This window comes from Rhodococcus sp. 5G237 (assembly GCF_053764735.1).
Map to the genome: position 1 here is coordinate 129,364 of NZ_JBSNCD010000010.1, position 24,999 is coordinate 154,362.

The 24,999-nt window shown below is 63.8% G+C and carries 25 protein-coding genes; 15 read left to right on the forward strand and 10 right to left on the reverse strand.

The window, feature by feature from the left end; all coding sequences use genetic code 11:
• Positions 1-21: 21 nt before the first annotated feature.
• Complete coding sequence (locus ACWPOC_RS22135; protein ID WP_455409342.1) at positions 22-954, reverse strand: SDR family NAD(P)-dependent oxidoreductase; 933 nt, start codon at positions 952-954, stop codon at positions 22-24.
• Positions 955-1,131: 177 nt separating this feature from the next.
• On the opposite strand from ACWPOC_RS22135, the gene ACWPOC_RS22140 reads away from it, so the two are divergent.
• Both ACWPOC_RS22140 and ACWPOC_RS22145 read left to right on the forward strand, forming a co-directional pair.
• Complete coding sequence (locus ACWPOC_RS22140; protein WP_120280231.1) at positions 1,132-1,524, forward strand: VOC family protein; 393 nt, start codon at positions 1,132-1,134, stop codon at positions 1,522-1,524.
• Positions 1,525-1,541: 17 nt separating this feature from the next.
• Positions 1,542-2,333 (forward strand): SDR family NAD(P)-dependent oxidoreductase, encoded by a 792-nt coding sequence (locus ACWPOC_RS22145; protein WP_455409343.1) that lies wholly within the window; start codon positions 1,542-1,544, stop codon positions 2,331-2,333.
• Positions 2,334-2,408: 75 nt separating this feature from the next.
• On the opposite strand, the gene ACWPOC_RS22150 is transcribed toward ACWPOC_RS22145, so the two are convergent.
• Positions 2,409-3,452 (reverse strand): hypothetical protein, encoded by a 1,044-nt coding sequence (locus ACWPOC_RS22150; RefSeq protein ID WP_085469114.1) that lies wholly within the window; start codon positions 3,450-3,452, stop codon positions 2,409-2,411.
• Positions 3,453-3,713: 261 nt separating this feature from the next.
• Here ACWPOC_RS22150 and ACWPOC_RS22155 point away from each other — a divergent pair, with 261 nt between their 5' ends.
• A complete protein-coding gene (locus tag ACWPOC_RS22155) occupies positions 3,714-5,255 on the forward strand; it encodes an ABC transporter substrate-binding protein (protein WP_455409360.1) in 1,542 nt (513 codons plus the stop codon).
• An 89-nt stretch (positions 5,256-5,344) separates the two neighbouring features.
• Here ACWPOC_RS22155 and ACWPOC_RS22160 read toward each other — a convergent pair whose 3' ends face one another.
• A complete protein-coding gene (locus ACWPOC_RS22160) occupies positions 5,345-6,160 on the reverse strand; it encodes an SDR family NAD(P)-dependent oxidoreductase (RefSeq protein ID WP_241384780.1) in 816 nt (271 codons plus the stop codon).
• Positions 6,157-6,972 carry an SDR family NAD(P)-dependent oxidoreductase gene (locus ACWPOC_RS22165; RefSeq protein ID WP_120280234.1) on the reverse strand — a complete coding sequence of 272 codons (816 nt, stop codon included), beginning with the start codon at positions 6,970-6,972 and terminating at the stop codon, positions 6,157-6,159. The genes ACWPOC_RS22160 and ACWPOC_RS22165 overlap by 4 nt, the downstream gene beginning before the upstream one ends.
• Positions 6,973-7,325: 353 nt before the next feature.
• On the opposite strand from ACWPOC_RS22165, the gene ACWPOC_RS22170 reads away from it, so the two are divergent.
• From ACWPOC_RS22170 to ACWPOC_RS22195, 6 genes are all read left to right on the forward strand, one after another.
• Positions 7,326-8,744, forward strand: coding sequence for an ABC transporter substrate-binding protein (locus ACWPOC_RS22170; RefSeq protein WP_455409344.1), 1,419 nt, complete (start codon positions 7,326-7,328; stop codon positions 8,742-8,744).
• Positions 8,744-9,688: an ABC transporter permease gene (locus ACWPOC_RS22175; protein WP_179161782.1), complete on the forward strand. Its 945-nt coding sequence runs from the start codon at positions 8,744-8,746 to the stop codon at positions 9,686-9,688. Before ACWPOC_RS22170 ends, ACWPOC_RS22175 begins: the two co-directional genes overlap by 1 nt.
• On the forward strand, positions 9,685-10,635 hold the full coding sequence (locus ACWPOC_RS22180) for an ABC transporter permease (protein WP_229579533.1): 951 nt from the start codon (positions 9,685-9,687) through the stop codon (positions 10,633-10,635). Before ACWPOC_RS22175 ends, ACWPOC_RS22180 begins: the two co-directional genes overlap by 4 nt.
• A 110-nt stretch (positions 10,636-10,745) precedes the next feature.
• Positions 10,746-11,756, forward strand: coding sequence for an ABC transporter ATP-binding protein (locus ACWPOC_RS22185; RefSeq protein ID WP_120283647.1), 1,011 nt, complete (start codon positions 10,746-10,748; stop codon positions 11,754-11,756).
• On the forward strand, positions 11,757-12,758 hold the full coding sequence (locus ACWPOC_RS22190; protein WP_120280235.1) for an ABC transporter ATP-binding protein: 1,002 nt from the start codon (positions 11,757-11,759) through the stop codon (positions 12,756-12,758).
• An 87-nt stretch (positions 12,759-12,845) separates the two neighbouring features.
• Positions 12,846-13,661, forward strand: coding sequence for an SDR family NAD(P)-dependent oxidoreductase (locus ACWPOC_RS22195; protein ID WP_120280236.1), 816 nt, complete (start codon positions 12,846-12,848; stop codon positions 13,659-13,661).
• Between the two features lie 63 nt (positions 13,662-13,724).
• On the opposite strand, the gene ACWPOC_RS22200 is transcribed toward ACWPOC_RS22195, so the two are convergent.
• The 5 genes from ACWPOC_RS22200 to ACWPOC_RS22220 all read right to left on the reverse strand — a co-directional run bounded on the left by ACWPOC_RS22200 (position 13,725) and on the right by ACWPOC_RS22220 (position 17,809).
• Positions 13,725-14,930: a Rieske 2Fe-2S domain-containing protein gene (locus ACWPOC_RS22200; protein ID WP_120280237.1), complete on the reverse strand. Its 1,206-nt coding sequence runs from the start codon at positions 14,928-14,930 to the stop codon at positions 13,725-13,727.
• 180 nt (positions 14,931-15,110) lie between these two features.
• The gene (locus ACWPOC_RS22205; protein WP_455409345.1) at positions 15,111-15,464 is read right to left on the reverse strand and encodes an alpha/beta hydrolase fold domain-containing protein; all 354 of its coding nucleotides are present in this window, start codon (positions 15,462-15,464) and stop codon (positions 15,111-15,113) included.
• Positions 15,359-15,823 (reverse strand): alpha/beta hydrolase fold domain-containing protein, encoded by a 465-nt coding sequence (locus ACWPOC_RS22210; protein WP_455409346.1) that lies wholly within the window; start codon positions 15,821-15,823, stop codon positions 15,359-15,361. The genes ACWPOC_RS22205 and ACWPOC_RS22210 overlap by 106 nt, the downstream gene beginning before the upstream one ends.
• Positions 15,824-15,885: 62 nt before the next feature.
• On the reverse strand, positions 15,886-16,173 hold the full coding sequence (locus ACWPOC_RS22215; RefSeq protein WP_183070561.1) for a hypothetical protein: 288 nt from the start codon (positions 16,171-16,173) through the stop codon (positions 15,886-15,888).
• 181 nt (positions 16,174-16,354) lie between these two features.
• The gene (locus tag ACWPOC_RS22220; protein ID WP_120283649.1) at positions 16,355-17,809 is read right to left on the reverse strand and encodes an FAD-dependent oxidoreductase; all 1,455 of its coding nucleotides are present in this window, start codon (positions 17,807-17,809) and stop codon (positions 16,355-16,357) included.
• Between the two features lie 227 nt (positions 17,810-18,036).
• Here ACWPOC_RS22220 and ACWPOC_RS22225 point away from each other — a divergent pair, with 227 nt between their 5' ends.
• From ACWPOC_RS22225 to ACWPOC_RS22240, 4 genes are all read left to right on the forward strand, one after another.
• Positions 18,037-19,521: an MFS transporter gene (locus ACWPOC_RS22225; protein WP_229579537.1), complete on the forward strand. Its 1,485-nt coding sequence runs from the start codon at positions 18,037-18,039 to the stop codon at positions 19,519-19,521.
• Positions 19,522-19,686: 165 nt separating this feature from the next.
• Positions 19,687-20,034, forward strand: coding sequence for a hypothetical protein (locus ACWPOC_RS22230; protein ID WP_120280238.1), 348 nt, complete (start codon positions 19,687-19,689; stop codon positions 20,032-20,034).
• Positions 20,027-20,668: a Dabb family protein gene (locus ACWPOC_RS22235; protein ID WP_229579538.1), complete on the forward strand. Its 642-nt coding sequence runs from the start codon at positions 20,027-20,029 to the stop codon at positions 20,666-20,668. Before ACWPOC_RS22230 ends, ACWPOC_RS22235 begins: the two co-directional genes overlap by 8 nt.
• Positions 20,669-20,738: 70 nt before the next feature.
• Complete coding sequence (locus ACWPOC_RS22240; RefSeq protein WP_120280240.1) at positions 20,739-21,176, forward strand: nitroreductase family deazaflavin-dependent oxidoreductase; 438 nt, start codon at positions 20,739-20,741, stop codon at positions 21,174-21,176.
• Between the two features lie 119 nt (positions 21,177-21,295).
• On the opposite strand, the gene ACWPOC_RS22245 is transcribed toward ACWPOC_RS22240, so the two are convergent.
• Complete coding sequence (locus tag ACWPOC_RS22245) at positions 21,296-22,216, reverse strand: alpha/beta hydrolase (protein ID WP_229579539.1); 921 nt, start codon at positions 22,214-22,216, stop codon at positions 21,296-21,298.
• A gap of 210 nt (positions 22,217-22,426) precedes the next feature.
• On the opposite strand from ACWPOC_RS22245, the gene ACWPOC_RS22250 reads away from it, so the two are divergent.
• Both ACWPOC_RS22250 and ACWPOC_RS22255 read left to right on the forward strand, forming a co-directional pair.
• Positions 22,427-23,464, forward strand: coding sequence for an alpha/beta hydrolase (locus ACWPOC_RS22250; RefSeq protein WP_120280242.1), 1,038 nt, complete (start codon positions 22,427-22,429; stop codon positions 23,462-23,464).
• A 54-nt stretch (positions 23,465-23,518) separates the two neighbouring features.
• On the forward strand, positions 23,519-24,973 hold the full coding sequence (locus ACWPOC_RS22255) for an FAD-dependent oxidoreductase (protein WP_120280243.1): 1,455 nt from the start codon (positions 23,519-23,521) through the stop codon (positions 24,971-24,973).
• Positions 24,974-24,999: the final 26 nt, after the last annotated feature.

Sequence of the window (24,999 nt, forward strand, 5' to 3'; positions counted from 1 at the left end):
AGATCGAGACCCCTGCTCGGCCTAGAACACCGAACCGACACCGTCCTGCCACGGGACCCGCGGGTCGAGCATGACTTTGTCCAGCGCATTCCGCGCGACGATGTAGTTCTCTGTGCTCATGACCGCGTCGAGATTGTCGCGAATCCCCTCGAGAGACAGTTCTCCCGGCTCCGCCTGGAATCCTGGCGTTATTCCGACGAATACTCTGCGCATGTGATCTCCGCCGACGGCGAACATCTCGCCCGACACGGCCGCCTCCTCGTGCGCCAGATACGCGACTGCGGGTGCCGCCGATTCGGGCGGGTAGTACTTCGCCATGCCTGCAGAGATGGTGTCCCCCATGAGCTCTGTCATTCTCGCGGCCGCTGTGGGCATCACGCAGTTGACCTTGATGTCCTTGTGGTCGGCCGCGGCACGATGCGCCAGATTTCTCGTCAGACCCCACGTCGCACCTTTTGCTGCGGGATATCCGGCCGAACTCCGCATTCCGAGGAACGCCGCCGACGAGACATTGACTATGCGGCCGTAACCGCGATCCCACATGTGCCGCCACGCCGCACGCGTGACGAAGAATGTCCCGCCGGCCGCGACCATCAGGTCTGCCTGGTACTGCTCGTCGGTGTTCTCGTCGATCGGTCCACGAGAGATGACCGAGCCGGCATTGTTCACAACGATATCCACTCGCCCCCACGTCTCGAGGGCCTGGGAAACGATGGCGGCACCACCGGGTCCGGTTGCCACGGAGTCGAAGTTGGCTTCGGCGACGCCCCCTGCGTCGACGATCTGCGCGACCGTCCGCAACGCCGGTCCCCGGTCCGATCCCGTGCCGTGGATACTGCCCCCGAGATCGTTCACGAGCACTGTGGCTCCACGCTCCGCGAGCAACAGAGCGTACGCGCGCCCCAGACCGTTACCGGCTCCCGTGACAACGGCAACGCGACCATCGAATCTCATCGTCTCGGACATGTCTCCTCTTTCAGTCGGCCTACCGACCACGAGAATTCTCGAAACATGCTGAGCCGCATACACAACAAACCACTGAGTGGAACTTCGACTTGCCGCGCGGAGTCACCCCCCGGCGAAATACACACGAACATCCTCGAATCACACGACGATCCGGCAGGGAGATCCATGGACACGGGCACACGTTTCGCTTTCACCAAGATATTCGTCGAGGACATTCAGGCCGAAGCCGACTTCTACGCCGCGGCTTTCGGCATGAAGGAGAAGAACAGGCTCACCGTGGGTCGAGGGCACGACGCCGTGGAGGAGATCATCCTCACCAGTGGCCGGGGGGACGACTCCTCACTGATCGTGTGGCGGTACGTCGAGCGCCCCACTCCCCCGGTAGGAGAGTCCGTGCTCGGATTCAACGTGACCGACATCGCTGCCACCGTGCGTGCAGTCGAAGAGGCAGGCGGGACTGTCGATACACCGATCGAGGAGATGCCCGACATCGGGTTCGCGGTGGCTTTCGTCAAGGATCCCGAAGGACATCTCATCGAGATCGCCCAGAATCTGTAGCCAGGAAAGGGCGATACATGCGCACGCTGACAGGAACGACGGCAGTTGTCACCGGAGGTGCGTCGGGCATCGGCGCCGCGGTGGCACGTGAACTGGCGGAATCCGGAGCCCACGTCGTCGTCGGCGACATCTGCGTCGAAGCAGGCGAGGGCGTCGCATCGGAGGTCGCGGGGACGTTCGTCCGATGCGACGTGAGTGATCCCGAAGCAATTGCGGAACTTGTCGATACCGCGATCGGCCTGGCGCCGCTGCGCCGTGTCGTGACTTCCGCCGGCATCGGACACACCGAACGAATCGTGGCCGTGAACGACAACAACGTATTCCTGCACGATCTCGCCGCATTCGAACGCGTCCTGCGGATCAACCTTCTGGGAACGTTCGCCGTGATACGGCGCGCCGCCTCGGCGATGGCGCTTCAGAAACCGGACGACACCGGTGAGCGTGGATCCGTTCTCATGGTCTCGAGCGTGGAGGCGTTCGACGGCCAAGCAGGCCAGGTCGCCTATTCTGCCGCGAAAGCCGCTCTGGCGGGTATGACCTTGCCTTTGGCACGCGATCTTGCGGAATACGGCATACGCGTGAACACGATCGCGCCGGGATTCGTCGATACTCCGATCTACGGCACATCCGACGCATCCACCGCGTACAAGGCGCGATTGGCCGAGGACGTCCTGTTCCCCCGGCGCATGGGCCGGGCGGACGAGGTCGCGGCGCTGGCGACGACATGCCTCGACAATTCCTATCTCAACGCGGAGACGATCCGAGTCGACGGCGGGATACGGATGCGTCCGACGCTGCCGGCACGGTGACCTGACCCCACAGCACATATCTTCGGAACCCGCTCTTCCGTGTCCGGCGCGCGCCGGGCACGGAAGAGCGATCGCTCATCGCACTTCGAGCGGTGCTTCCGCCGGATAGCGACTGGGCGCCATCTTGTAGAACTCCGTCAATCGTGCAACGAACCCCATGTCGTTCATCGGGTCGCTCGGTTCATCGATCGCATGCCCCTTGGCTCGCATGTCGTCGATCAGCATTCCGAACACCTTGTCGGGAGTCAGGTCGTCGGTGTGGTCCTGGTAGCGCCGGACATCGTCGATATCGTCGAACAACAGGGCCGTGTAGTGCACGAGCAATCGCATGTCGGCCTCACCGAATCGGCGAATCTCTTCGTCACCGTTGCGAACGGACCACTCACCGTCGGCGACTGCATGCAACTCGGTCTTCATGTCCAACTCGGGGTAGTCCCGCTCGTCCCTGGCTCCGTTGGATTCCCGACGGTGATACATCCGGGAATTGTCCGTGAGAAAGGCGGTATTCCAGAACGGAGCCGCGATCCGGGCGGGATCCTCGTCCGGGCCGTCCGGCCAGTACGTGAAACCGCCGTCGATGTCGGACCTGTTGAAGTAGGTGAGGACTTGGGCCGACTTGACCTCCCACGCATCGAAGAGCCCGGATTTCGACATGATCGCCAACAACCAGATAGGCGTGTTGAACAGTCCCATGCCGCGGAAGACCGCGGTGTCGAAATGGCCCGGATCGAAGCTGTGCGAGGGCCCGCACAAGTTGAAGAGCAGGTCGTGCACCATGCCGTACTTCGCTCCGTGGAGCGACCGTGCAGTGTCGAGAAGCTTGCGTCCGAAATAGATGTCGTGTAGTTCGGGGTAGAAGACCACGCCGTCGTTACCGAGGAAGCCCCGGAACACCGGAGCGACGAAGTCCGACAGTTTCGCGTCCGGCTTGCGGTCTTTTCCGCCCGAGATCGCGAGATACTCCTCGGTCGAGGAGAAATGATGAGCAAGAATCAGGCGCCACGGTCCGTTCTCCCGGATCACGGAGAAGATCGTCGCGATCTCTTCCGGTGTATAGAAGTTGTCGATCACGGAAGGCGGCGCCACGGGGATCATCGGATGGCGCTCGAGGGTAGTCATAGGGGCTCCTCTCTGCCGCGGCATCAGCCCGGCGGAACGGCAATCCGGTTCACAGTAGGCACTTTCGATCGCGTCGGTTCAGATCGGATTCCACGGAGCGGGAGGTTGCCGTCGACTTCACCCTGTGCGCATCGCATCCGCCCGGTGGGTGGAACGCCGGGTTCGCCGCACCGGTACCTCTGTGGCCTGATCGTCGGAGAAACGAGCATTCCCGTGCGCAGTGCCGATCGACAATCTGTATCCGAGGAGACGAATGTGAAGATGCGTCCACGAGCCGCTGCTGCGATCGGGGTGGCCGTAGCCATGGCCGTGTTGTCCACGGGATGTTCCGGCTCCTCCTCTCCTGCCGGCGCATCGTCCGCGGAACCCCAGCGTGGGGGCACCCTGACCTACGCTTTCAACACCGAGGCGCAATCCGTGGATCCGGCCACGTGCGCGATCGGGGTGGGCATGCATCCGTGTCAGGCGATCTACGGCGCATTGATGTACTACGACCCCGAAAGTCGCGAGTTCGAGCCGGGGCTGGCCGAATCCTTCACCACCGACGACGGAAGGACATGGACGCTGACGCTTCGGCCGAACCTGACTTTCACCGACGGTACCGCCCTCGACGCCTCAGCCGTCGCGTTCAACTGGGATCGCATCCTCGATCCTGCCCAGCTCTCCCGTGCTGCCACTGTGGCACGGACCCTCCGATGGGAGGTCGTCGACCCGCTGACGCTTCGAGTGGTATCGGAGGACGTGAACTACCAGCTCCCCCTTGCCCTGACCGAAGACCTCGCATTCGTCGGGTCCCCTGCTGCCATCGAGCAGAAGGGGGCCGACTACGGCAGCGCTCCTGTCGGTGCGGGACCGTTCACCCTCACCTCCTGGGCCCGGGGGACCGAGATGGTCCTCGACCGCAATCCCGGCTATTGGGATCAACCCCGCCCCTATGTCGATCGCCTCGTGATCAAGACGATCCCCGCTGACGATCAGCGATTCAATGCATTGCAGGCCGGGGAGGTGGACGTCATGACCGTCACCCTCGACAAGTACGCGGACCGCGCCGAGAACGCGGGGATGCGGGCCGTCCGGACGAGCATGCTCGGTGGGACCGGTTTCCGGATGAACAGCCGCGGTGTGCTGTCGGATCGCGACCTGCGCACGGCGATAGACAAGTTGGTCGACAACGAGCAGATCATGAACGCCGTCTATCCGGGCGAGCCCACCGCCACCGGGTTCACCCCCGAGGACAGTCCTCTCCACAGCCCGGGATCCGCGTGGCCTGCCCGCGACCTCGAAGGTGCTCAGGCACTCGTCGACGGATATCGCGCACGGAACGGCGGAGCAGAGGTGGAACTGTCGTTGAACATCTCTGCCGGCAGTCCGGTCCTGACCCAGGTCGGCGAGCTGCTCCAGGCTCAACTGCAACAGGTCGACGGCCTGAGGCTGAACATCGAGCCCCTCGACGGAAGCGCTTATGCCGCGGCGCTGAACTCCGGGAATTACGACCTCATCATCGCCTCCGTGGGCGGCGCCCATCCCGAGAATCTCTACAAGGTATTCCACACGGAAGGTGCTTCCAACGGTGCGGGACTGTCGGAGCCGGCCGTCGACGAGGCACTGGACATCACGCGTGCCTCCGGCGATCCGGCTGTCGTCGAGAGTGCGTACAAGACAGCGATCGAGCAGATAGTGTCGGCGTCCACCTACCGCTTCTGGCGGCATGCGACGGTCAGTCTGTTGAGCCCCGACGATGTCCAGGGCGTGCGGCCCGCCTACCAGTATTGGTTCCGCCCGGAACTGGCATGGTTCCGGTAACCGTGCGCTGCCCCCGGTAGAACACGGGACTGTGCCCCGACTCCTCGAGGAGCCGGGGCACAGTCAGATCGGATCCGGGCGCAGAACGATCAGAGCTGAGCGCGGACCTTGTCGACCCGCTGCTGCCAGACGTCGAACCATTCGGGGTGCGAGAAGATGTGCGTCTTGCGCTCCGCGAGGGCATCGACGACCAGGGCGGCGAGGTCCTCTGGTGAGATACCTTCCTGCTCGAGTGTGCTGTAGACGGTTTCTCGTCTGTCGTTCAACCCGGGATCGGCGACCGCGCGCGGTACATGGCCGGCAGGGGCGTTGCGTTCATCGTTGCGGATCTCGGTAGCCGTGTAGGCCGGGCACAGGACTGCAACCCCGACGTTCGGGTGCTCGATCGCGAACTCGTTCGCCAGACATTCCGACAGCGCTACGACACCGGCCTTGGTGGTCTTGTAGGTTGCCTGGTACGGACCGGACGTGAATCCGGCCATCGACGCCGTGTTGACGATGTAGGCCTCGTCCTGCGCCGCGAGGATCGGGAGGAAGATCCTGCATCCGTGAATCACTCCCCAGAGATTGACTCCGATCGTCCATTCCCACGTCGCATGGCCGACGGTGTCGAACCGCTGCGTGCCACCGACGCCTGCGTTGTTGCACAAGATGTGCACCGCACCGAATCGAGCCACGGCTGCATCAGCAAGCGCCTGAACCGAGTCCACCCGCGCCACATCGGTCTTCACCGCCAGCACGTCACCGAGCTCGGACAGCTTCGCCTCCGCGACAGCCAGACCGTGCACATCGATGTCCGCGATCACGACCTTCATTCCCTCTTCGAGGAAACGAGTCGCCAGTCCCAGGCCTATCCCGCTCGCCCCACCTGTGACGACTGCGACGCGACCCTGCAGATTCCTCATACTTGCGCCCTCACCTTGTCGACACGTTCCTGCCATCGGTCCAGCCATCCCGGATGCGGGAAGATGTGCGTCTTACGCTCTGCCATCCCGCGAACCACGAGATCGGCGACGGCGTCCGCCGAGATACCCTCCTTTTCGATCATCGAGTCCACTGCCTCCCGGAGCTCGGCCGTCGCAGGATCCGCCAGACTGCGCGGCACATGACCCGCGGGAGCATTGCGCTCGTCGTGGCGAATCGATGTCGCCGTGTAGGCCGGGCACAACACGGCGACCCCGATGTGGGGATATTCCTTCGCGAACTCGTTCGCCAGAGCCTCGGACAGCGCGACCACACCGGCTTTCGACACCGTGTAGGGCTGCAGATACGGGCCGGTCAGGAAGCCGGACATGGAGGCCGTGTTGACGATGTATGCCTCGTCCTGCGCCGCGAGGAGAGGCAGGAAGATGTGGCAGCCGTGCACGGCGCCCCACAGATTCACGCCGAGGGTCCAGTTCCAGGTCGCCAGGCTCGTGGTCTCGAATCGCTGTAGACCTCCGACACCCGCGTTGTTGCAGAGGACGTGAACGGCTCCGAACCGGTCCATCGTCGCGTCCGCCAGCGCCTGAACCGAATCCGGATCGGCGACATCGGTATCCACGGCCAGAACCTCACCGGAACGGGACAGTTCCTTCTCCGCTCGGGCCAGGCCGTCGCTGTCGTTGTCGGCGACGACGACCTTCATACCTTCCTGGAGGAATCTGGTCGCCAGCCCGAACCCGATCCCGTGTGCACCGCCGGTGACGACCGCGATGCGACCGCACAGTTCCTTCATCGTTCTCCGCTCCGTCGACCTGAGCCGTGTCGCGGATTACGAACACGACTCGGCAATTACTGTGATCCATAAAGGTATTCACGCGAACGTCGAGCCACCCGACCACCCACTCAGTGGAACATTCGGTTCGGCCTTCCTTGTGACCTGTGACCTAATGCACTCATCGTTTTTGGTCTCCGTTCGCCCCGCGCCTGACCCCCGATGTCGTCGAGGAGAGTGCTGTGAAGATTGGTCCGCGTCCGATAACGGCCGCCTGTATCGGTGCTGCCGTCGCCTTGCTCGTGTCCGCGTGCGGCGGTGAAGCAGCGTCTTCCGCGTCGCCTGCCGGCGACCCCGTACGTGGTGGCACGCTGGTGTATTCGTACAACACCGAGGCACAATCGGTCGATCCCGCAACCTGTGCCATCGGCATCGGGGTCGGTCCGTGCCAAGCGGTGTACGGTGCGCTGCTCGACTACGATCTCGAGACCGGTGAGATCGAGCCGGGGATGGCGGAGTCCTTCACCACCGAGGACGGGAAGGCCTGGACGCTGAAACTGCGGCCCGGTCTGACCTTTTCCGACGGCACTCCCTTCGACGCGGCTGCCGTCGCCTTCAACTGGGGCCGCATACTCGATCCGGCACTCCTATCGCCGAGCGCCTCCGTTGCCAAGACCATCGACTGGGAGGTAGTCGATCCGACGACCCTGTCGGTTACATCGAAGGAGGTCAACTACCAACTCGATTTCGGTCTCACCGAGGCACTCGCATACATCGCCTCGCCCACCGCGATCAAAGCGCTGGGCGCGGATTTCGGCAACAATCCCGTGGGCGCCGGACCGTTCACCCTCACCTCCTGGGCTCGCGGCACAGAGATGATTCTCGACCGCAATCCGACCTATTGGGACCAGCCCCGTCCGTACGTCGACCGACTCGTGTTGAAGACGATCCCTGCTGACGATCAGCGTTTCAACGCCCTCCAGGCCGGCGAAGTCGACGTCATGGCAGTCACGGTGCAGAAGTATGCCGCTCGTGCAGAAGGCGCAGGCATGAAGGTCACCTCTGCTCCTCTGCTCGGAGGTACGGGCTTCCGGCTGAGCCATCGCGGCCCGCTCGCCGATCCCGATGTGCGCACCGCGATCGCGAAGCTGATCGACAACGAGCAGATCATGAATGCTGTGTATCCCGGTGAGCCCGTCGCGTCCGGTTTCACTCCCGAGGACAGTCCGCTCTACGACCCGGGGTCGGCATGGCCGGAACGGGACGTACAAGGCGCGCAGAAACTTCTCGACGACTACCGGTCCCGCACCGGTAGTGGTGACATCGAACTGACGTACGTTCTCACTGCCGGTAGTCCGGTGCTGAGTCAGACGGCCGAGTTGATCCAATCTCAACTGCAACAAGTCGATGGCCTGCGAGTGCGTATCGTCCCACTCGAAGGCGCGGCATTCGCGGCTGCAATGACGTCCGGCGACTACGATCTGATCGTCAGCGGTCTCGGAGGCACCCACCCCGACAATCTCTACAAGGTCTTCCGCACAGGAGGGTCGTCCAACAACTCGGGCTATTCCAACCCGACCGTGGACGAGGCTCTCGATCTCACTCACACATCGAACGACCCGGCAGTGGTGGAGAGCGCATACAAGACGGCGATCAACGAGCTGGTGGCCACCAACGCCTATCGCTTCTGGCGTCACGCCCGCACCGACCTGATCAGTCCGGCGAACGTTCACGGCGTCGAAGTGGCGTACCAGTACTGGTTCCGTCCCGAACTGGTGTGGATTCAGCAATGATGTACCGAGCCGTAGCACGGCATGCCGCAAAGCTCGTCTCGGTTCTCGCCCTGGTGAGCGTAACGACGTTTCTTCTCCTGGAAACGATCCCGGGTGATCGTCTCGCCTCGGTTCTGCCCGAGGGTGCAACTCCGGAGATGCGCGCCGCTGCCGAAGAGAGATTCGGTCTGAACGGATCACTCCCCGAACGCTTCTTTTCGTGGCTCGGTAGCGCACTCCAAGGCGATCTCGGACGCTCGATGCAGTCACAAGTCCCGGTAACCGATTCGATCCTCGAGCGTCTACCGGTCACGCTCGAACTCGCGACTCTGTCGATTCTCCTCGCACTGCTCATCGCCATTCCTGTCGGTGTCTACTCGGGTTATCGGCCGGGCGGCCTCGTGGACCGCATTGCGACGTTCCTGTGTTCGATCACCCTCTCGATCCCGAGCTTCCTGCTCGGCGTGCTGCTCGTCTTCGTTTTCGCGGTGACACTGTCGGCCCTGCCGGTCACCGGATGGACACCACTGTCCGAAGGTCTCGTACCCCACATACGTAGCCTTGTTCTCCCGGTCGTGACACTCGCTGCAGTCGAGACGGTGGGTTTCATCCGCCTTCTCCGAAACGACATGGTGGCGACGCTGCAACAGGACTTCGTCCTGTCTGCCCGGGCCCGAGGACTGTCCACACCGCGGATCCTGCTGGTCCACGCACTGCGTCCCTCCGCGTTCTCGCTACTCACGGTGATGGGCGTGTCGCTCGGCCGACTGATCGGAGGGACGGTGATCGTCGAGACGCTGTTCTCGCTCCCCGGCCTGGGCACGCTGGTGATCACTGCGATCACCGGCAGGGATTTCCTCCTGGTGCAAGGCATCGTCCTCGTGGTGGCCGTCGCGTACGTGTTGCTCAACGCCCTCGTGGACCTGACCTACCCGCTTCTGGATCCGAGAGTGAGGACTTCGTGAGCCACAGCCTCGACAAACCCGCGTCGGTCGTCTCCGAGGAACGGCTTCCGATCCTCGATCCGCAGGACGGTAGCGCCCCCGTCGACGAACTCACTCCGCCATCGGCCGAAGTGGAACCTGCCGGGCGTCGTCGCCGCCGTCGGGACGTGGGGGCATTCTTCGGCGGATGCTGGCTGGTGACGATCGTGCTCGCCGCGCTGTTCGTCGACCTGCTGCCCTTGCCGGCACCCGATGTCGTGGGAAATCTGTATTCGTTGCCGCCCTTCCAGAATGCCGAGCACATCCTCGGTACCGATCAACTCGGACGCGATCAACTCAGCCGCGCGCTGCACGGTGCACGGATCTCCTTGGCAGTCGCGATCGGTGCCACCCTGGTGGCGATGGTGATCGGTACCGCCGCGGGTCTCATCGCGGGGTATTTCCGTCGCGCATTCGACGTCGTCTTCGATCTGTCCACCAACACGATCCTCGCCTTCCCGCCGTTGATCCTCCTGATCGCGCTGGTCGCATTGCGGGAACCGAGTGCGGTGACCCTGGCGATCGGACTCGGCGTCGTCGGGGCTCCGACGTTCGCGCGTATCGCCCGTGCCAACACCATCGCCTATGCGGATCGCGAATTCGTCATCGCGGCGAAGTCCATGGGATCGAGCAGCACTCGCATACTCCGCCGGGAGATCCTGCCCAACGTGCTGCTGCCGGTCGTCTCGTTCGCCACCGTCGTCGCAGCCACCCTCGTCGTAGCCGAAGGGTCACTGAGCTTCCTCGGACTCGGTGTCCCCCCACCGGCACCGAGTTGGGGAGGAATGATCGCCGCCGGACGAGAGAGTCTCTACGAGAACCCGGCTCTGGTGCTCGTCCCGGGCGTGTTCTTCTTCCTCACGGTGTTCTCCCTCAATCGAGTCGGTGACTGGGCTCGAGGACGCGTGGGCCGGGAGTCGTCGCTGTGACCGTCAACGGAAAGGACATCGACGCTGTGACTCAGGTACTGCAGCAGGACACCGGGACACCGACGCTGGCGGTGACCGATCTGCGTGTCTGGTTCGATACACCGCGCGGCATGGTCCGGGCGGTCGACGGCGTCACGCTCGACGTCGCGCCGGGACGCACACTCGGGATCGTCGGCGAATCCGGTTCCGGCAAGTCGGTGCTGTCGAGGGCCGTGATGAACATCCTCGCGCCGAGTGCCGTGGTGCGCAGCGGTTCGAAGATCGAGTTCGAAGGTCGCGACACGGCCACCCTCGGCCGGGAAGAAGCCCGCAAGCTGTGGGGTGCCCGGATGGCGATGGTGTTCCAGGACCCGATGACGTCGCTGACTCCGGTCCTCACGATCGGCGCACAGCTCACCGAGACCCTGCGCCGGCACCTTCCGATGAGCAGGTCCGAAGCTCTCGACCGGGCCGAGGAACTGCTCGAATGGGTGGGCATCCCCGAACCGCGCAAACGATTGAAGCAGTACCCGCACAACCTGTCCGGAGGCATGCGCCAGCGGGTCGTGATCGCCTTGGCGCTGGCATGTTCACCGCGACTGCTGATCGCCGACGAGCCGACGACGGCACTGGACGTGACTGTGCAACACCAGATCCTCACTCTGCTCGAACGACTGCAGCGCGAGCAGGGCATGGCGATGGTTCTCATCACGCACGACCTCGGCGTCGTTGCCGGAAGGTCCGACGAGATCGCAGTCATGTACGCGGGGCGAGTCGTCGAGCAGGCACCGACCAAGGTCCTGTTCCAGGAAATGCGGCACCCCTACACCCGTGCGCTGGTGGGGTCGATTCCCCGGATCTCCGATCCCAGCCATACCCGGCTGCGCGCGATTCCGGGTCGACCGCCCACCGTCATCGATCCACCGCCGGGATGCGCGTTCGCTGCGCGTTGCCCGCACGCACAGCCGCGATGTCTTGCCGAGACACCGGTACTGACGACGGACGGAACGACCGGCGACCGGCACCGTCATGCCTGTTTCTTTCCCGTCGGTACACCCGCCGGGGACGACGCGTGGACCACCAATCTGGACGAAGGACGGACCGCCGCCGGTCTTCCTGTGGACTCGAGGAGCGTGCTCTAGATGGCCGGTACGGGAACCGCTCACCTGAGGGAAGCGGACAGCCACGATCTGTTGCTGACCGTCCGCAATCTGGTCGTCGAATACGACACCGGGCGAGCTGGGAAGGTACAGGCGGTTTCGGACGTCAGCTTCGATATCCGGCGCGGTGAAACGCTCGGCGTGGTAGGCGAATCGGGTTGCGGAAAGTCGACAGTCGCGAAGGCCGTCATGCAATTGCCGCGGCCCACCTCGGGAGAGGTGAAATTCAAAGGTGTCGATCTGACTGCGATGTCTCCGCGTGAACTGCGTTCGGCGCGGCGCACCCTTCAGATGATCTTTCAGGATCCCATTTCATCGCTCAATCCTCTGCGCAAGGTGCGGCACATCGTCGCCGAAGGACTGGACGTCGCCGGCGGACGCAGTCGTGCAGAGAAGCAGGCGATGGTCGACGACATCCTGTCCGTGGTCGGTCTCGACCCGACGGTCTCGGGAGACCGTCGGCCACACGAGTTCTCCGGTGGTCAGTGCCAACGCATCTCGATCGCACGCGCCGTGGTGGTGGAGCCCGAACTGGTGATCTGCGACGAACCGGTCTCCGCTCTCGACGTGTCGGTCCAAGCCCAGATCCTCAATCTGCTCGAGGACATGAAGGAACGGTACGGACTGACGTTGCTGTTCATCGCTCACGATCTCGCTGTCGTCAAGAACGTCAGCGATCGGGTGATGGTGATGTACCTGGGCAAGATCTGCGAGGTCGCGTCACCTGACGTGCTCTATGCTGCTCCGCTGCATCCGTACACCGAGGCGTTGCTCTCGGCGATTCCCGAACCCGATCCCGAAGTCGTGCCGACGCAACTCACGCTGTCCGGTGACCTGCCCTCGCCCATCGATCCCCCGAGCGGGTGCCGGTTCCGCACGCGATGCCCTCGCGCGGAAGCTCTCTGCGCGGACGAGGAGCCTCGGATGCGGGAGGTTCGACCAGACCACTACGTCGCATGTCATTTTCCTCTGGACTCGGCGTAGCGGAATGTTTTTCGAACACATCGACGCTGCGGTGCCGGTCACGGACGTGCATGCGGCATCTCGCATCTTCGACAAAGGAGAGGGACTGTGAAAGAACTGGCAGGACGTGTCGCCGTTGTAACCGGCGGGGCAAACGGGATCGGGCGCGGGCTCGCGACCCGGTTCCTCGAGGAAGGTATGAAGGTCGTCATCGCCGATCTCGACGAAACCGATCTCGCCAAGACGGCCACAGAGCTCGAGAAACTCGGGGAAGTCCTGCCCGTGCGAACGGACGTCGCCGATGCCGATTCGGTCCGTGCGCTCGCCGACGCCACCGTGGAACGATTCGGCGCCGTTCACGTTCTCTGCAACAACGCAGGAGTCGGCGGGATGCAGCGGTTCGCGGCAACCAGCCTGGCCACCTGGGAATGGACAATCGGTGTCAACCTTTGGGGGGTCATCAACGGCTGCAACATCTTCCTGCCACTACTGGCCGCTCAGGACGAGGCATACATCGTGAACACCGCTTCGATGGCGGGCTTCACTACCACTGCACCACTACATCCGTACATGGCGTCGAAGGCGGCAGTGGTCGCGATGTCGGAAAGTATGGCGCACGAGTTCGCGACGGAGTTCCCTCACGTGGGCGTGGCGGTCCTCTGCCCGGCATTCACCGCAACCTCCATCCGCAACGACGAGCGCAACGCCCCGGCCGGCCACATCCCGAGATCACAGGCCGATCCGGAGCTGGAAGAGCTGCGTAATCAGGTGAACAGCACCATCGAGAAGGGGGTCTCGACCGAATACGTCGCCGACCTCGTCGTTACTGCCATGGCCGCCAAGAAGACTCACATCTTCCCATCGCCCGAGTGGCTGGACCGTTGGCAGGAACGCGTCGACCGGGTGCGCGCACAGCTGGATTGAGATCGTCCCGAGCGCCCGGGGGCCGGCCCGGATCATCGTCCGGACCGGCCCTCGTAAACACCCTCAGTCCGGAACGCCGACCTCGGCAGCCCGGTTTTCGTCCGCCTGGAACGCCTCGATGCGAGGATCCGACGTGATGAATCGCCCTGCGGCGATGTTCTCGTCCACTTCCTTGCGCCAGAAGTTGATCGCACGCTCGGTATCGATCTCGAATTCGAAACGCCGCGTCATCTCCGGCGTAACGTCCTCGACGTCGACATAGAACTGCTCGTACCAGCGCCGCAACTGATACACCGGGCCGTCCTCTTCACACAACAACGGGTTGTCGATCTTCGCCTTGTTCTTCCAGATTTCGACATCCTGGACGAACCCGAGTTCGACGCCCGTGGTGAAGGACTCGGCGATCTCCTTCGCCTGCTCGTCGGTGAGCCCCGCGGGCTTCTTCACCGCCGCGCCCCACTGCAGTACGAAACTCGTGGGCGATACCGGATAGTGGCAGTTGATCAACACCATTTCGAGCTCGCCGACCGGCGAGTCGTTCCACAAGTAGTCGATCATGTACGAAGGGCCGTAGTACGACGCCTCCGAACGCCCGATCGAATCGTCCTCGCGCGAATAGCTCGTGCCCAGGTCCACATCGTGCCGCGGTTTGGTGTTCATGTTCTGGGTGGCGATGTGACCTTCGAAAATGTTCTTGAAGTACACAGGGAACGAGTAGTGGACGTAGAAGAAGTGCGCCATGTCGACGACGTTGTCCACGATCTCCCGGCAGTGGGACCCCTCGATCGTCAGCCGGTTCCAGGTGAAGTCCGTCCACTTCCCTTCGGCGTATCCCTCGATCTCCGGAATGGTGACTTCCGGGGGCGGTGGGTTGCCTTGCGGATCGTGCCAGATGTACAACTGCCCGTTGCGTTCGAGCGTCGTCCACGATTTCGTGCGCGCGAGTGGCGGAACGCGTCGCGCGTACGGAATGCTCGAGCACTTACCGTTGCCGGCCCATCGCCAGTCGTGGAACGGGCATGCGACGGAGTCGCCCTTGACAGTGCCTTGAGTGAGATCACCGCCCATGTGCGGGCAGTAGCCGTTGAGTACGTTCAGCGAACCCTTGCTGTCGGCGAAGACGACCAACTTCGTCCCGAATGCCTCCACTGCGTGCGGGTTGCCGTCGCGAAATTCGTCGAGGAGTCCGAGGCAGTGCCAGCCTCGGGCATATCGGGTCGGGGGCGGTCCGGATTCGATGACGCGAACTTCGGTTTCTGAGGACGTCATTGTTACCTCCGTGTCACACATGGCGTGGCCTGTGAGGTGGGCGGATGTACCCACCGGACGAGATCGCATCGAACGCTAGTGACATCGAACACGCTCGAATAGCGAATGTTGCATTGAGCGGGAGAGTTGCCGACTCAGCAGTCGAAATCCGGGCTATCGCATGGCAGTGGGTCGGCTTGTTCAATGGGTAGCCCGTTCCGGTGAGCATTCCGGCGCCGAGATGCGCCCGAGATAGTCGACCATGTGCTCGAACAATTCCTGTGCCGCCCGGAGCGCGATGGTCATCGTGGCGAAGCCGTGCATGACGCCGTCATAACGACGTAGTTCTACGTCGACACCACACGCCTGCATGCGCCGGGCATAATCCTCGGTTCCGTCGCGAGTCGGGTCGACCTCGGCGGTGGCAACGAAAGCCGGTGGCAGTCCGCTCAAATCGGCAGCGAGAGCGGGGTTGACGTACGCCGAATCACGTTCGGCCGTATCCGGCACGCACAGATCCCAGAAGCGATGGCAGTCGGCCGGCGAGAGCAGCACCGTCTCGTGTCCGGCGCCAGGCGGTAGTCGACCGAGACGACGACGGCACCCGTGGCGTTGCTGAGCTTGCGCAGGTACTCCTCGTTCTGATCGAGGCCACCGACGGTGAAGCCCCCGCTGTGCATCCATTGGATCAGCGGCAGACCTTCGCCGTCCGACGGCCGGTAGATCCGTATCGGCACTCCTCCGGCCGAGGAGGGGACGACGAGATCTTCTCGGTGGTGGATCGGCGTGATGCCGGGGGCGGCGCCGGCCGCCAACGAAGCTCGTAGTTCGGGCACGGGTATCTCGTGCATCGGCCATCCCATACGTTCGGCCGAGGCATCGACGACCTTCCGGGCATGCGGGGACAATGACATGTCGATCAGCTCGTTTCGCGGAAGCAACGTTTCGGACCCGTCGGTGGGGTGGCCCCGGGATATCAGGGCGTGGCCTGGGCTGCACCCACGTGGTCGGCGAAACGGACGGACTCCTGCGTGTCGAGTACGACCTGCACGCTGCTGAACGCAAGGGCACCTTCGACAGACCGGACAGAGCCGCGAACGACACCGTTCGAGACATTGTGCGGCCTGCCGTCGACGATCTTGGTGACGAAGAGATACGACGTGAACGACGCGCTCCCGTGGTCGCTTCCCGTGAGGAACACGTTCGTGCCGAAATGACGCAACGGGTACGGGCTGTTGTTGCGATGGTCGTCCTTCAACGCCATCACAGCGTCCGCACCGCGCAGGTCGACGCGAATGAAATCCTCGTAGTCGGTCGTTCCCGTATCGCTCGCGCAGCTGAATCAGCAGTTCGACCGGACGGTAGCCACGGCACAACGAGCCGAGAAGGTCATGTCCCGGTCGGCGGTCTCTTTCGTCGATGAGCGGCATCCATCCTGGACCGGATTACCCACGAGCGGCACCGATTCCCGCGCGCCGGCCGAAGAAGCTGCCGTCTCCGAGGCTCGCACCACTGGCGTAGCCACCCGCGCAGACCCCGGCCGTGCACCGTCCCGCTGCGAAGAGCCCTGCGATCGGCTCGCCCGAAACATGCAGCACGCGCGAGTCCGTGTCGGTCTTCAGTCCACCCAGGGGGAACCCGCTCGTCATACCCCGCAGGTCGAATGCTGCGATCGGTGTCCCGATGGGCCGCACCCATTTCTCGTGCTTGGAGAACAGCGGGTCCGCGCCGCTCTCGGCATGCGTGTTGTAGACCGTCACCGTGGAGGTGAGCGCCCCGGCGGGCAGCCCCATCTCGGTCTCGAGTTCTGCGGCGGTTTCGCACACCCACGTCGGTTGTGGACCCGCAGATCCCGGTCCCAGCACTTCGTCGTACGCGTGTTGGTCCAGGATCAGGAAGGCTTCGTTGTTCTGGTGGAACAGCATCGCCTGACCGATACGGCCAGGATAGGTATCTTCGGCGATGAACCGTTGACCATGTGCGTTGACCAGGATTCCCCGAACCATGAGCTGAGGCGAGGTATGAACGGCGACCTCGGCCGCGTCCATGTGGGCCGTCGCGGCACCCAGCGCCTGTCCGATGCGGATAGCTCTACCGTCGTGGGCCTCGACAGCGGAGCCGGGGCGCCCGACGAGTACCGGTGCATAGTCACGCACCATCTCCTCGTCGAATGCGAAACTCCCCATCGCGAGTACGACACCACGACGGGCCCGGACAGTGAGCGTCTCGCCGTACCTGCGCGCGACCACACCCACGACCCGGCCGTCGCCGTTCACGACCACCGTCTGGACGCGGACGTCGTATTCTGCTTTCACACCCAGCTTTTCGGCCGTCTCGACGAGCGGCTTCATCAACATGTACCCGCCGCCGCGTTCACCGGTCTTCTTGTTGTCCATCTGCGGTAGATGTCCACGCGGCGCCGGAGGAATCATGTCCTTGAAGGGCGCTGCGTTCTCCCCTCCCGAATACATGAGTCCTTCGTCGTGCGCAGGTTCCCAGCCGGGTTCGCCCCAGAACTCCTCCTTGAAAGGCACTCCGGCCTCCACCAGCCAGTTGTAGTGGTCGACGCTTCCTTCGCAGTATGCGTCGATCTTCGCGTCGTCCGTGGCCGGGCCCAGCGCAGCTTTCATGAAGGCCTTCATGTTCTCGACCGTGTCGTCGAATCCACACGCCTTCTGCAACGGTGTACCGCCGCCGAGGTAGATGAATCCGCCTGCCATGGAGGCGGCGCCGCCCCAGCCACCGGATCGCTCGAGCACGAGTACGTCGGCACCGGCACGCGCAGCTTCGACGGCAGCAGTGACACCGGCTATTCCGTATCCGGCGACAACGACGTCTGCGGAGAGATCCCACGTGGGGATCTCCGATTCGGGTACGGGACGCACGGAAACGTCGGACATCACGTTCTCCTCGAAGTAGCGGAAGGGCACTCGGCCGCACCGTCCCACTCCTCCCGCACGGAAAGGGATGGATTGTCCCGCTCAGTGGTCGGTGAGCGAGGCACGCACGATGGTGACGGCCGACACTCGTCCCGAATCGGTTCGATCGGCATGAGCCGATGGAGAACGAAGGTTTCGCCGCAGTGGGCGGTGAAACCACCCTCGTTTCGTCTCAGGAGGACAAAAGGATGCCCAATCCTTCAACCCCGCCGTCCGGTAGCGACGTCGATCGTGCAGCGGTGGCCAGGTCGACGACCTTCATCATCGCCGCCCTGGTCCTGGCGGAATGTGTGAGCGCCTTCGAGGCCGGGATGATCTTCATCGCCCTCCCACGGTTCGGGGAGATCTTCGATGCGCCGGCGTCGACCACAGGATGGGCGGTGACCGCCTACATGCTCGTGGCTGCTACGACGGCACTGGTGGGCGGCCGCCTCGGCGATATGTACGGCCGCAAGAAGGTCCTGATCATTGCGATGATGGTGTCGACGCTGGGGTCCGTGATCAGCGTCTTCGGCGATTCGATGGGTGCGATCATCGTGGGTCGAGGTGTACAGGGCGCCGCCGGCGCGATCCTGCCGCTCTGCTATGGGCTTGCACGAGAAGCACTTCCACCGAGCAAGATCTCTCTCGCTGTGGGATATATCAGCGGCGCGGCGCTTCTCGCCGGTTCGGGTGGCTACTTCGTCGCGGGCGTGCTGCTCGATGTGGCCGACTGGCACATGATCTTCGTCTTCGCCGCCGTACTCGCTGTCGTCGCCTCCGTGGTCGCGGCGTTCGCCCTGCCCGGCACCCACACACGCACGCAGCTCCCCCGGTTCGACTACCTGGGCGCTGCACTGTTGACTCCGGGCCTGGTCGCACTCCTCTACGGCATCACGCAGGGGCCGACGTGGGGCTGGACCAGCTTCGGTGTCCTCGCTCTCATCGTCGTGGGCCTTGCCGTCCTGAGTGTGTGGACCGTGTGGGAATTGCGTCTGGAAGAACCACTCGTCAACCTCCGAGCACTCGCAACCAAGCGGATGAGTCTCAATCTGATCGCTGTTGCGGTCTTGGCTCTCGGCCCTGTCGGAGCCGTTCAGATCGTGACTCCGATGATCCTTCAGGCTCCGACTACCCTGCCGGTCGGACTGGGCATGTCGGCAACCGTGGCAGGTCTCATCGGCGGTATCGGCGCCATCGTCGGATTCGCTGCCTCGCCGGTAGCCGGGATGATCGCAGGACGGTGGGGAGGCCGGTCCGCGTTCTTCCTCGGCGCCGCCCTCTTCGCCCTGGCCAATCTCCTGATCCTCGTCGGACACAAGTCGCTGGCGGTCATGATCGCGGTCTTCGTCATTGCGGCCGTCGCAACAGTTTTCGCTTACACCGGTTACCCGAAGATCGTCATCGAGTCCGTTCCGGAAGACGTCACCAGCGTCACCACCGGGGTGCTGGCCACGGCACGCCAGGCATTCTCAGCTATCAGCGTCGCCGTCGTCTCGGTCATGCTCTCGATCTGGACCGTGCCGGAGACGACCATGCCGACATCGGCATCGCTGAACCTGGCGGTCGGATGGTTCGTTCTGTGCTCGCTGATCGTGGCCGCGATCTGTCTGTTCATCGGCCGTCCGAAGCAGGAGACCGGCACCACCGTGGATGCCGGGGACGAAGTCGGCATGTCATCCGTTCAGGCCTGATCACCACTTTTCCGAATCTCGCGAGCAGAGACCGTCACGACTCCCGGCCCGCAGGCAGGTCCACACGACAACCCGTGTGGGCCTGCCTGTTTCTATCAGAAAAACCATCCCGCGAAGCGGGATGCTCAGGTGTCGGTTCGATGTGTCGATCGTAGGGTTTCGGGTATGGCAGACGAGAAGATCTTCGTGGTCGATCGGGTGGTCACGAAGCCCGGATGTGCTCGTACGTTCATCGACAGGTACATCGACGAATATGCACCCGGAGGACGTGAGCGAGGAATGACTCTCGACCGAATTCTCGTCAGTCCACCGATCTGGTCCGACGACGAAACCAACGTCGTCACCATCACGTGGTCGGTCGACGGTGTGGAGTCGTGGTGGAACATGACCCGTCAGGGGCGCCGGGACCCCGAACTGGGGCGTTGGTGGACGGCGATGAACGAGTACGTAATCGAACGGTCACGGACGATGGCAGCCGAGGCCGGCGACGTCGAAAGGCTTGCCGATGTATAACGTGATCCGAGTTGTACATTTCGACGAATCCGCATCTGCTTCGGCGCGCTCCGAGTACATCGAAGCCGCGCGAATCGCCGTCAAGGAAACCGACTCCGAGGGATACTTCGTCGCCCCCACCCTGCCCGGCGTGATCAACGGCGGCGATGTCCTGATCCACCTACGTTTTCCCTCCGCAGACGTCGCCGCTCGACATGCTTCCCGCCTCGACGCCGAGCTCCGTACCCCGATCGCCGCATACGTGGACGGGGTGGGCTACTCCACCGCTCCAGCGCAGACACGCCCCGACGAACCGCGGTCGATCTACCGGGTGCTGCTCGTCCGAGTAGATCCCGACACGCCCGCCGAAACCGTGGAGCAGTTCGAAACCGACCTGCTGAAGATGCCCCGCTACATCCCGTCGATCGTCGCGTGGCGGTTGAGCCCCGTTACCGACACGATCGGCCGTACCGGATGGACCCACGTATGGGAGCAGGAGTTCACCGATCATGACGCCCTCATGGGCCAGTACCTGAATCATCCGGTTCACTGGAGTATCGTCGACCGCTGGTTCGACCCGGAGTGCCCAGAAGTGATTGTCCGCGAACGGGTCTGCCATACCTTCTGCGCCGTCGACGGCGTCACCATTGCATAGGGACGGCGTCGTCGGCACCTTGGATCGGCCTGACACACGGATAGAAGACCGAGCACGAAGAGGAGAACACATGCCGCTGCGCGGTGAGTACGAACCGAGTCCCAGTGATTGGATCAGCGGGCACGTGGCCGCGTACGAAGCGGGCCACGACGAGGAAGCGTACAAACTACAGGGCTTGCCTGTGGTGATTCTGACTTCTGTCGGAAGCAAGTCGGGAAAACTGCGGAAGACTCCCCTGATGAGGGTCGAACATCAGGGTGTCTACGCGGTCGTCGCGTCCCAGGGTGGACTACCGAAGCACCCGGCGTGGTATTTCAACCTCGAGGCCGAACCGCTGGTCGAACTGCGTGACCGAGAGGTGGTCGGTGATTACATCGCGCACGAGGCGACAGGTGACGAGCGCGAATTATGGTGGGAGCGCGCAGTCGCGGCGTTCCCGCCATACGAGGAGTACCGACAGAAAGCGGGCCGCACCATACCGGTATTCGTATTGACCCCGGCATCGTAACCGGTACTGCACACGATATCGGATATCCTCCCGGGCCACGTTTCCGCCGCTGACGTGGTCCGGGACGGCTTCGGTCACAGCGTGCCGTACAGTTTGCTGCGACCGAAGCCCGAAGCGACTCACTCGAACAGCGAGCGCATCATCTTCCAGATCTCCTGCCGCGCCGGCTCTGTCAACGACAGGGACGGAAACGTCAGGAAACCGTGGAAGAGTCCTTCGAATCGCCGATGCCGAACGTCCACACCCGCGCCCGCGAGTCGTTGCGCGTAATCGTCACCGGACGAGCACGGTGGATCGAGTTCGGCAGTGATCACGACAGCCTGCGGCAGTCCTGCAAGCGATTCGGTTCGTGTCGGGATCACCCGAGGATCGTCCCTGCCGTCCGGCGCGTACTGCTCCCAGTACCACTTCATCGCCTTGGTGGTGTTGTAGTACCCCGACCCGTACTTCCGGTACGACTCCGTGTCGAAATCGTCGTCGATGACCGGATAGAACAGTGCTTGGCCGAACACTGCCGGCCCGCCGCCGTCGCGCGCTGCGATGGCCACGGACGCGGCGAGATTTCCCCCGGCACTGTCACCTGCGAGCACGATGCGCGTGGGATCTCCGCCGTACGCCGTGACGTTGGCGGCCGCCCATTCGAGCGCCGCGTACATGTCCTCGTGTGCTGCCGGCGCGCGATGCTCCGGTGCGAGTCGATAGTCGACGGACACGACGACGACCCCGACTCCCTCCGCCATCGAACGACAGAACTCGTCGTGACTGTCGAGATCACAGAACACGAAACCACCGCCGTGGGCGAAGACGACGACCGGGATCTCGGCCTCGGAACGGTCGGGGCGATAGACCCGAAGCGCCAGATCTCCGCCCGGCCCGTCGATCGTGATGTCGTGCACGTCCCGCATCGCGGGCAGGTGCTGAAGAGGCGCGCGGCGGCTGCGGATCAGGTCACGGAGTTCCGGGGGCGGAACCGTGGTGACATCCGGAAAGCCCGCGTCCAGGGCCTTCAACATGGACTCGACTTCGGGGTGCAATGACATACAGGTCTCCTCGATGTGGTGCGTGCGGCCACGCTAGGGCCGGGGCCGACGGGTCCGGAACCTGATCTCCCGGCCAGCGGTCGACCGAAATACGTCACGCTCAGTGGGACGACGCCTTCGATCGGACGGGCCGGGCCATGAGGATGAAGAGCAGTCCACACCCGACGGTCACCGATCGCCGGCGACCGGAGATCTGGAGGAAGCGACACCATGATTGCCGCTCACGGTACCGAGCCCGCACCCGACGACGACGTCTACGATCCCGACGTGAGGAAGCTGGTCGAGGCGATCCGCGCGCGCCGCGCCGGTTCCTTGCAGGACACCGGGATCGAAGCAGCTCGCCACTCACTCGAGTCGATCGTCCGGCCCCCCGGCCCCGACATGCGCTCCGTGCAGAACAGGGATTTCACCGGTCCCCACGGCACCGTTCCCGTGCGCATCTACCGCCCTCACTCGACGCCCGATCGAGATGCGCCCGCACTGGTCTGGTTCCACGGTGGAGGCATGATCATGGGCACGCTCGATTCGTTCGACCGTCTTGCGCGCGAGGTCGCGGAATCCGCGCGGGCCGTGGTGATCAATGTCGGTTACCGGCTCGCCCCCGAGCACCGATACCCCGTGGCCCACGACGAAGCCTGCGCGGCGCTCCGATGGGCACACGACAACGCTCACGATCTGGGCCTGGATTCGGACCGTATCGGAGTCGGCGGAGACAGTGCCGGCGGTGGATTGGCCGCGGCCACAGCACTCCGGGCCCGCAACGACGGCGGCCCTCGGATCGCTCAGCAGGTGCTGGTCTATCCCGGCCTCGAACGGCGGTGCGACCGGCCGTCGATGCGCCGCTTCGGCGACAGTCCGTTCCTCAGGTCCGAGGACATCGACTGGATGAAATCGTTGTATCTGGGCGACGATCCGGCAGAGGACGACGAGTACGGAACCCCGGTGCTGGCGACCGATCTGAGAGGGCTCCCTCCGGCCGTGGTGATCTGTGGCTACGCCGATCCCCTCCGGGACGGTGTGGAGGATTACGGGCGCCGCCTGCAGGAAGCGGGGGTGTCGACGGCCGTCATCCGGTATCCAGGGGTCGGGCACGGCTTCTTCATGCAGACCCACGCACTTGCACGAGCCAGAGAGGCGATGACGGAGGTCGGCGCCTTGGTCTCCGCACGTTTCGCTCAGCTCGCCCGCGTTCGATTTTCTCCCGGTGAGCAGACGATGGACGTGCGCGAATCCAGAACTGCCTCGTAGCTTTTCCGCGAGCGGTGCAACTCGGCTCGCTCGTAGACGCCCCAGGAGGCGACGATGTCCCGAGAGCCCGAATCGCAGACCGATGTCGAGCAGGTGGACGTGGTGGTCGTCGGCATGGGTGCCGCCGGCTGCGCCGCGGCACTGGCCGCTCACGATGCGGGCGCCCGGGTGGTCGTACTGGAGAAGTCCGGAGCCGAGGAGGCCGGCGGGAATACGCGAGTATCGGGCGGCGGATGGTTCCACCACGACGATCCCGAACGCGCCGCCGTATATCTGCGCGCACTGTGCGGTGACCGGGCGCTTCCCGAACCTGTCGTCGAGGCGTGGTCGCACGGAACCCGTCATGTGTCCGCGTGGGTGTCCTCTCTCGGTGTCGATGTAGGACCGCACGGTCACTACAACTCGGCCGGAGCGGAATATCCGGAACTGCCGGGAAGTGACTGCTACGGCGGATTGCATTGTGTGGAAGGAATACTGGGACACGGACGGCTCTTCGCAGTCCTGGAGAAGGCGTTACGCGATCGCGGAATCGATGTGCGGTACGAAACGCCCGCAACACGTCTGACGACCGACTCCGCGACAGGTTCCGTGACCGGCGTCGTCACCGCCGGCGGTGGACGCATCACCGCCAGGCGCGGCGTCGTGCTCGCCACCGGCGGCTTCGAAGGCGACCCCGAACTGGTGCGCACCCATCTCGGACTCGACGACGTACCGGTGTGGGGAAGCACCGCCGCAACCGGTGACGGTCTTCGTATGGCACAGGAGGTCGGGGCGGATCTGTGGCACATGGACAACATGATGGCGGTCAACGGCATCACCGACCCGACCTCACGCCACGGTTACTTCGCGATGTTCGTCCATTCGCGCGGCGTGATCTGGGTCGACGATACAGGTAACCGGTTCGTGGACGAGTTCGTTCCGTCCGGGCACGGACAGGCGTTGATCGACGGACAGTACGTTCTGCATCCGCATCGCCCCATGTGGGTCGTGTTCGACGAGAAGACCAGGTCGGCAGGTCCGATCAGCGGGTCTGCCGATGTCCTGCCGGTCGGATGGAACGTCCTGATGAACGGTTATCGGTGGAGCGCCGACAACATGGCGGAGATCGACGCGGGCTGGATCCGGCATGGTGACACGCTGGAGGAGCTTGCTGCGGCGACAGGATTGCCCGCCGATGCTCTCGCAGAAAGCGTCTCGGCGTACAACGCTGCATGCACGGCGGGAGTGGACGAGCGTTTCGGGCGTTCCGCTGCCACGCTGGTACCACTTCTCGAACCGCCCTTCTACGCCTACCGCAGCGGACCGATGCTGGCGTGGACCAATGGCGGGCCGCGTCGCGACGAACACGCCCGCGTTCTGGCCACGGACGGCACAGTCATCGAGGGACTCTATGCCGCGGGCACGGTGAGCTCGACGTTCAGTTGGGCCAAGGACGGCGGTTTCCACATTGCCGACGCGTTCGTGTTCGGCCGCATCGCGGGTGCCCACGCGGCTCGCCGTATCGGGTGAGTTCGAGGTCGACGACGGCGGAGGAA

Coding starts and splice junctions, on each gene's coding strand:
- ACWPOC_RS22135 (WP_455409342.1), bottom strand. CDS start 954: ATGAGATTCGATGGTCGCGTTGCCGTTGTCACGGGAGCCGGTAACGGT.
- ACWPOC_RS22140 (WP_120280231.1), top strand. CDS start 1,132: ATGGACACGGGCACACGTTTCGCTTTCACCAAGATATTCGTCGAGGAC.
- ACWPOC_RS22145 (WP_455409343.1), top strand. CDS start 1,542: ATGCGCACGCTGACAGGAACGACGGCAGTTGTCACCGGAGGTGCGTCG.
- ACWPOC_RS22150 (WP_085469114.1), bottom strand. CDS start 3,452: ATGACTACCCTCGAGCGCCATCCGATGATCCCCGTGGCGCCGCCTTCC.
- ACWPOC_RS22155 (WP_455409360.1), top strand. CDS start 3,714: ATGCGTCCACGAGCCGCTGCTGCGATCGGGGTGGCCGTAGCCATGGCC.
- ACWPOC_RS22160 (WP_241384780.1), bottom strand. CDS start 6,160: ATGAGGAATCTGCAGGGTCGCGTCGCAGTCGTCACAGGTGGGGCGAGC.
- ACWPOC_RS22165 (WP_120280234.1), bottom strand. CDS start 6,972: ATGAAGGAACTGTGCGGTCGCATCGCGGTCGTCACCGGCGGTGCACAC.
- ACWPOC_RS22175 (WP_179161782.1), top strand. CDS start 8,744: ATGTACCGAGCCGTAGCACGGCATGCCGCAAAGCTCGTCTCGGTTCTC.
- ACWPOC_RS22185 (WP_120283647.1), top strand. CDS start 10,746: ATGGTCCGGGCGGTCGACGGCGTCACGCTCGACGTCGCGCCGGGACGC.
- ACWPOC_RS22190 (WP_120280235.1), top strand. CDS start 11,757: ATGGCCGGTACGGGAACCGCTCACCTGAGGGAAGCGGACAGCCACGAT.
- ACWPOC_RS22200 (WP_120280237.1), bottom strand. CDS start 14,930: ATGACGTCCTCAGAAACCGAAGTTCGCGTCATCGAATCCGGACCGCCC.
- ACWPOC_RS22210 (WP_455409346.1), bottom strand. CDS start 15,823: ATGTCATTGTCCCCGCATGCCCGGAAGGTCGTCGATGCCTCGGCCGAA.
- ACWPOC_RS22215 (WP_183070561.1), bottom strand. CDS start 16,173: ATGGCGTTGAAGGACGACCATCGCAACAACAGCCCGTACCCGTTGCGT.
- ACWPOC_RS22220 (WP_120283649.1), bottom strand. CDS start 17,809: ATGTCCGACGTTTCCGTGCGTCCCGTACCCGAATCGGAGATCCCCACG.
- ACWPOC_RS22225 (WP_229579537.1), top strand. CDS start 18,037: ATGCCCAATCCTTCAACCCCGCCGTCCGGTAGCGACGTCGATCGTGCA.
- ACWPOC_RS22230 (WP_120280238.1), top strand. CDS start 19,687: ATGGCAGACGAGAAGATCTTCGTGGTCGATCGGGTGGTCACGAAGCCC.
- ACWPOC_RS22235 (WP_229579538.1), top strand. CDS start 20,027: ATGTATAACGTGATCCGAGTTGTACATTTCGACGAATCCGCATCTGCT.
- ACWPOC_RS22240 (WP_120280240.1), top strand. CDS start 20,739: ATGCCGCTGCGCGGTGAGTACGAACCGAGTCCCAGTGATTGGATCAGC.
- ACWPOC_RS22245 (WP_229579539.1), bottom strand. CDS start 22,216: ATGTCATTGCACCCCGAAGTCGAGTCCATGTTGAAGGCCCTGGACGCG.
- ACWPOC_RS22250 (WP_120280242.1), top strand. CDS start 22,427: ATGATTGCCGCTCACGGTACCGAGCCCGCACCCGACGACGACGTCTAC.
- ACWPOC_RS22255 (WP_120280243.1), top strand. CDS start 23,519: ATGTCCCGAGAGCCCGAATCGCAGACCGATGTCGAGCAGGTGGACGTG.